This window comes from Allobosea sp. CCNWLY174 (assembly GCF_037120455.1).
GTDB lineage: Bacteria > Pseudomonadota > Alphaproteobacteria > Rhizobiales > Beijerinckiaceae > Allobosea > Allobosea lupini.
In genome coordinates, this window is sequence record NZ_JBBBBQ010000022.1 from 1 (window position 1) to 6,490 (window position 6,490).

7 protein-coding genes are annotated in these 6,490 nt (G+C 64.1%); 1 reads left to right on the plus strand and 6 read right to left on the minus strand.

From position 1 onward, the window contains the following. Window positions 1–195, plus strand: a 195-nt coding sequence (locus V7S63_RS28595) for a hypothetical protein (RefSeq protein WP_336532822.1), incomplete at its 5' end; no start/stop codon positions are given. Between the two features lie 121 nt (window positions 196–316). Here the strand turns inward: V7S63_RS28595 and V7S63_RS28600 are convergent. The 6 genes from V7S63_RS28600 to V7S63_RS28625 form a co-directional block, all read right to left on the minus strand. Next, the gene (locus V7S63_RS28600) at window positions 317–550 is read right to left on the minus strand and encodes a BTB/POZ domain-containing protein (RefSeq protein ID WP_336532823.1); all 234 of its coding nucleotides are present in this window, start codon (window positions 548–550) and stop codon (window positions 317–319) included. 446 nt (window positions 551–996) lie between these two features. After that, entirely contained in the window at window positions 997–3,204 is a 2,208-nt protein-coding gene (gene paoC / locus V7S63_RS28605) for an aldehyde oxidoreductase molybdenum-binding subunit PaoC (protein WP_336532824.1), read from the minus strand. A gap of 3 nt (window positions 3,205–3,207) precedes the next feature. Continuing rightward, window positions 3,208–4,158, minus strand: coding sequence for an FAD binding domain-containing protein (locus V7S63_RS28610; RefSeq protein WP_336532825.1), 951 nt, complete (start codon window positions 4,156–4,158; stop codon window positions 3,208–3,210). 1 nt (window position 4,159) lies between these two features. After that, window positions 4,160–4,789 (minus strand): aldehyde dehydrogenase iron-sulfur subunit PaoA, encoded by a 630-nt coding sequence (gene paoA, locus V7S63_RS28615; protein WP_336532826.1) that lies wholly within the window; start codon window positions 4,787–4,789, stop codon window positions 4,160–4,162. A gap of 534 nt (window positions 4,790–5,323) precedes the next feature. Further along, window positions 5,324–5,659 (minus strand): hypothetical protein, encoded by a 336-nt coding sequence (locus V7S63_RS28620; protein ID WP_336532828.1) that lies wholly within the window; start codon window positions 5,657–5,659, stop codon window positions 5,324–5,326. Further along, a complete protein-coding gene (locus V7S63_RS28625) occupies window positions 5,656–5,829 on the minus strand; it encodes a hypothetical protein (RefSeq protein ID WP_336532827.1) in 174 nt (57 codons plus the stop codon). Before V7S63_RS28625 ends, V7S63_RS28620 begins: the two co-directional genes overlap by 4 nt. Between the last annotated feature and the right edge of the window lie 661 nt (window positions 5,830–6,490).

Genomic DNA, 6,490 nt, shown 5'->3' on the forward strand with positions numbered 1-6,490 from the left:
CCGGCGCAATGTGCGATCGGGGCCACCCATGAACCGCAGCTGTGCGTAGAAAGTTCCGATAGAAGGTCGATTCATTTGGCGACCACAGGCAAGCAGCAAACTGGCGAAGCGCACGGTTCACGGCTCAACGAGCATTCAAATCTCGATCCGGCTGAAAGGACCAGCGAAGCACCACCGCATAGGCAACAAGATTGACCAACGTTCGTGAGAATTTCCGCAGGGCAGGCATGGTCCGCTCCAAAGCATCTGGCTCAGCCAGCGTTCGCAGCTTTCAACTGGATTGCCCTCTTGTCGGTTCCTGCTGGAGCGCTATGGCTTAAGCGGCGAAGACCTCGGCTGGGGCTTCTGAGTCCAACGTCTCCAGATCGTCCGCCAGCAAGCAGAAGCGTTTTGTCAGCGACGCCGCGATTTTCACGAGATCCAGTTGCCCATCGATCAGGACCGATTGAAGGTCTCGATTGTCGAGAATATGGGCGTCGCAACGTCCGGGGAGCTGCTTTTCGATCTCGCGATAGATCGCTTCGGCCAGCCGTTCGCAATCGCACGACATGGACGGTTGGATCCTTCAAAGCCTGAGTGTCGTCAAACAGATGGTGTCACGTGGCCGAAAAGAAAGGTCCTCGACGCAAGTGACCCCAGCGCATTTGAGGACAACGACCATGCGACCACCGAGCAAGGACCTGTTCCAACGGCCGATGAGATCAGATTGGCGCCGAGAATCGGCAGCGACGCGAGTGGATCGAGTCCTTTCATCTCTAACGGCTTAATGCTCGTCCGAGCTGGGCTCTTGAGGTGAACTGGCACGGCTATCGCCTGGCGGTCTACCGCGAAGCCCACGACGCCAAATCATCGCCCGCGGCGGACATCACTGCGCCATGGGTAATGTGCCGTCCGCTTCCTAGGACAGCCGTAATGTCTGGACACGCTCAATCCGCTGTCGCGCAATCGCTATGAGCAGGTACCACGCGACCACTACAGGCGCTAGTGCAGCGGCACTCAAGCAGCATCCGGCATCTGCGCGAGCAGCTTGTCGAGCGTTATAGGATAGTCGCGCACACGTACTCCGGTCGCGTTATAGATGGCATTGGCCACTGCCGCACCAACCCCGCAGATGCCGAGTTCGCCGACGCCCTTTGCCTTCATCGGTGAGGACATCGGGTCGGTCTCGTCCAGGAACACCACGTCCTGATGCGGGATGTCGGCATGCACCGGAACCTCGTAGCCGGCGAGGTCGTGGTTGACGAAGAAGCCGCGGCGCTTGTCGACCGCCAGTTCCTCCATCAGCGCCGCGCCCACCCCCATGGTCATCGCGCCGATGACTTGGCTGCGCGCCGTCTTCGGGTTGAGGATGCGCCCGGCCGCGCAAACCGCCAGCATGCGCCGGACCCGCGTCTCAGCCGTGGCCACATCGACGCCGACCTCGACGAAATGCGCGCCGAAGGTTGACTGCTGATGCGTTTCGTCGAGATCGCCATATTCGATCGTGTCCTCGCCTGTCAGCGGCCCTGCCTGCGCGGCGCTCGCCACGGGCAGGCTTCGGTTGCCGGCCTTCACTTCACCGCCCGAGAACACCGCCTCGGTAGAGTTGATGCCGAGCTTCTGCGCGATGGCCTCGCGTAGCTTGACACAGGCGGCATAGACGCCGGCGGTCGAGCTGTTGCCACCCCATTGGCCGCCGGACCCCGCCGAGACGGGAAAGTCGGAATCACCCAGCTTGACCACGACCTTGTCGAGCCCGACGCCAAGCATCTCGGCCGCGGTCTGGCCGATGATGGTGTAGCTGCCGGTGCCGATATCGGTCATGTCGGTCTCGACCGTGACGATGCCGTTGGCATCGAGGCTGACGCGCGCGCCTGATTTCATAACGAGGTTGTTGCGGAAGGCCGCCGCGACGCCGATGCCGACCAGCCAGTTGCCATCGCGAATCCCGCCTGGCCGCGCCGAGCGGCGCGACCAGCCGAAGCGCTCGGCCCCCACCTTGAAGCACTCGTCGAGGCGCCGCATCGAAAACGGCCGCTCGGGCTTTTCAGGATCGACCTGCGTGTCGTTGAGCAGGCGGAAGGCGATCGGGTCCAGCCCGAGCTTCTCCGCCATCTCGTCCATCGCCATTTCGAGCGCCATCAGGCCGGGGGCCTCGCCGGGTGCACGCATGGCGTTGCCTTCCGGAAGGTCGAGCTCGGCCAGGCGCATCGCCGTCATCCGGTTGGCGCCGGCGTAGAGCAGCCGGGTCTGCTGCACCGCGACCTCGGGCCCGCCGCCTTTCAGATCGCCCGACCAGCTCTCGTGGCCGATCGCGGTGATCTTGCCCTCCATCGTCGCGCCGAGGCGTATACGCTGGATCGTCGCAGGTCGATGGGTGGTGTTGTTCGTCATCAGCGGGCGCGTCAGAGCGACCTTGACCGGCCGCCTGGCCGCCCGCGCACCCAGCGCCGCCAGCAGCACATCAGCCCGCAGGAACAGCTTGCCGCCGAAGCCCCCGCCGATGAAGGGCGAGACGATGCGGATGTTCTGCTTGGGGATACCGAGGGTCGTCGCCATGTCGGTGACGCCCCAGGCGACCATCTGATTGGCGGTCCACAGCGTCAGCTTCTCACCTTCCCAAGCGGCAAGCGTGGCATGCGGCTCCATCATCGCATGGCTTTCGTCGGGGGTCGTATAGATCTCGTCGAGCTTCACTGGCGCAGTCGCGAAGGCGCCTGCGAAATCGCCGACGCGGGTATCGTCGAGGCTGGGATCGTCGCCCTCGGGCTTGACGGCCTTATCCTTTGCCGCCTTGAGGTCGAAGGCTCCCTTGGCGGCCGCATACTCCACTCTGATCAGGCTGGCCGCAGCGCGTGCCTGCTCGAAGCTCTCTGCCACCACCAGCGCCACCGCCTGATGGTAATGCTCCACTTCGGGCCCCGCCAGCAGGCGGGCAGTGTTGCGCTTGCCCTTCTTCAGAGCGCCGGCTTCCTTCGCCGTCACTACGGCGAGCACGCCCGGAGCCTTGCGCGCAGCGTCGAGATCGATCGAAGCGATCCGGCCCTTGGCGATGCCGGCGCCTAGCACATAGCCATAGGCCTGGTTCGGCACGACATCGTGCTGCTCATAGGCATAGCGCGCGGTGCCGGTGACCTTGCGGGCGCCGTCGATGCGGTCATGCGGCTGACCGACCACCTGCAGGCGGTCAATCGGATTGTCGGTAGCGGGCTTGTCGAATTTCATGGCCTAGCCCTTTGCTTGCGCCAGCACCGCGTCGAGCGTGCGCTCAACCAGCGGCAGCTTGAATGCGTTCTCATCGGTCGGTTTGGCCCCGGCGAGCATGGCCGCCGCAGCCGCCTTCGCCCCGCGAGGCATTTCGGCTTCCGCCTTCTCGACGCGCCAGGGCTTGGGTGCGACGCCGCCGAGCGCGATCCTGCCGGTGCCATCGCGCTGCACGATGGCAGCGACAGAAATCAGGGCGAAGGCATAGGAAGCCCGGTCGCGCACTTTGCGGTAGATTTGCGTGCCGCCGACAGGCTTGGGCAGCGTCACTGCAGTGATCAGCTCGCCCTTCTCCAGCACCGTCTCGAGATGCGGGGTGTTGCCGGGCAGGCGGTGCAAATCCGCTACGGGGATCGAGCGGGATGAGCGATCCGGCTTCACCGTTTCGACCGTGGCGTCGAGCGCGCGCATCGCAACGGCCATGTCGGAGGGATGCGTCGCGATGCAGGCATCACTGACGCCGATCACTCCCAGCTGTCGCGAGAACCCACCGATCGCCGAGCAGCCGCTGCCCGGCTGGCGCTTGTTGCAGGGCTGCGCCGTGTCGTAGAAATAGGGGCAGCGTGTCCGCTGCAGCAGGTTACCGGCCGTGGTGGCCCGATTGCGCAATTGCCCGGACGCACCAGCCAGCAGAGCGCGCGGCAGGACGGCATAGTCGCGCCGCACCCGCTCATCTGCCGCAAGAGCGGTGTTGCGCACGAGCGCGCCGATGCGCAGGCCGCCATCCGAGGTTGGCTCGATCTTGTCGAGGCCGAGCCCGTTGACGTCGATCAGATGAGTCGGGACCTCGATCTGGAGCTTCATGAGGTCCAGCAGATTCGTGCCACCCGCGATAAACTTGGCGCCGGGGCTCTCCGCCGCAGCCGCTGCGGCCTCGGCCGGCGAGCCTGCCTTTTCGTAGGAGAATGCCCTCATCCTAGCCTCCCGCCACTTCGGTCATCGCTTCGACGATGTTCGAATACGCGCCGCAGCGGCAGATATTGCCGCTCATACGCTCACGGATTTCGGCCTCGGTCGCCGTCATGGCGCCGGTCAGATCGGCGCTGACATGGCTGGGAATGCCTGCCTTGATCTCTTCCAGGACAGCGACGCCGGAGCAGATCTGCCCGGGCGTGCAGTAACCGCACTGGAAGCCGTCATGCTTCACGAAAGCCGCCTGCATCGGGTGCAAGTTATCGACGCCGCCCAGCCCTTCGATGGTGGTGACCTCAGCGCCCTGGTTCATGATCGCCAGCGTCAAACAGGAATTGACCCGCTGTCCGTCGACCAGCACCGTACAAGCGCCGCATTGACCGTGATCGCAGCCCTTCTTGGTGCCCGTCAGGTGAAGATGCTCGCGCAGCGCATCCAGCAGCGTCGTGCGCGTATCGAGTTCGAGCTGGTGGCGTCGGCCATTCACGCTGAAAGAGACCTCGCTCAGCACCGGCTTTCCGACTGGTGCCGGCTGCGCCCGGGTACCTGTAGCAGCGGCCGAAAAGGCGGCGCAGGCGCCGGCGACGACCATCAGGTCACGCCGGTTCATTTCCAGTTCTCGGGGAGTTGGCATATCGCCTCCGCTTTTCGCAAACCGCGGCGAGGGCTCGCTCCCGAGTATGCCGCGTTGCGAAAGAGAACCACCGAACAGGCGACGAGTTCACTATCGTTCTAAAATGTCGCGCACACGAGTTCGTCAGGTCGCTGGGGACTGCAGCGCTGCTCGGGCGCCGTTCGCGGTCGCTGCGTCCGTGCCGCCAAGTCGAAAGGCGCCGTGGCCGGTGAGGGAAGTGGCCGAAGAATGTTCACGTTTCGACGAAGCGCCGACGTCGACTAGTGGCGCACCACAAAGCGAACTGTGCGTTCCACCGTCCGCTTGCAGCCTTGCCCCAAATCACCGAAGCAGCCCGTCGGCGTCGAATTCGTCCCAGCCTGCGAGGCTTGGCGACGCCTCCTCAGCGGCCTCTCGCTCGGTTTCGCTGGGACCGGATGCAGCCTTCCGCTTCCGGGCGAGGGCTGTCTTAGTTGCAGCGCGCCGACGATTCTCGACGCTCCGGATCGCATCCTCCTCCCGCCAGATCGTGGGCAGGTCTATCGCGAGGAGAAGCTACAGGTGCGTAGACGCGGTGGCCGCAAACGGGCACTGGGCACGCGCAGGCCCATGGCCGGTCAGACCAAGCCGCGCCTCCGCGCGGTCGGCCGCCGCTTTCAGCGCCTCGATACTCACCTCCGCGTCGCGAGGTGGCTTGAGGCTCAACGAAAACAGATACTGCTTGGCCTTGGTCGCTTTCGAGATCGCATGCGCTTCGTCGAAGACTTCGCGCAGGGTGGTGCCAACGAAGCCGCGCAACTCGACCACGGTCACATGGTCGTTGTCGCGCCGATTTATTAGGTGGGCAGCAAGGTTGGCCCCGCCGCCGCGTTGGAAGCCGACGAGGATCATAGCCAATCCTCTGGATTGGCGGCTGTGGGTTTGCTGTCGTCCAAAATGCGCTTGCCCAGCGCATGCAGCAGCAAAAGACGCATCGCGACCAAAGCGTCGCAGGCGTCGCGCAGCCGGGTGACTGTGGCCTCGTCTCCAATTTGGGCTCCGGCCTCGGCGTGCCGCGCCAACGGTTCAGATTGCCCGCTAGGTTGGACTCGCCCAGGATGGCCAGCATGCGGGCCAGAAGCGCCGTATCGACGCGGGGAGCTGGCCCGGTCGCGTCCCGGTTCTCAGCATGTTCGCCTAGCAGAACTTTGCGGGCATAGGCCCCTAGCGGAACCCGCCCGGCTTTGGCTTGGAGCTTGGCCTTCTCCCCATCCGTAAGGCGAATGGAGAACGGCCGCGCGACGATCGCACGGTGCTTATCTGCCATGTCCGCCCCCTCAGCTCAGAGCCGAAGGAGTCGGGCGGTAGCCGCGTTTGCGTGGTTTGGTCTTTAGCGCTGGGACCGGTTCCGGCACCGCTTGGGCGCCGCTGGAAGCTCAATACCAGAAGTTTGAGCTGTTCGTTCCAATCGGCTAGAGTCTGAAACAGGAGATCGAAAGCGTCGGAAAAGATGGAAGTCTCCCCCGGGTTCTCCGCCATTGATCCCCTAAGGGATTGATTTTCCAGAGAGCTTCAGCAAATCAAGGACTTACAACCGCCCGATTGGTACACACGGGTGGTACACAATGGCTATCGCGATGGCTCGCCCCTGGAAACATCCAACCACCGTGACGTTGCCCCTCGGTCCTAATCCAGTTTGAAGTTCGTTCTGGCCCCGCAAGAGGACCAGGACATGAAACGCAG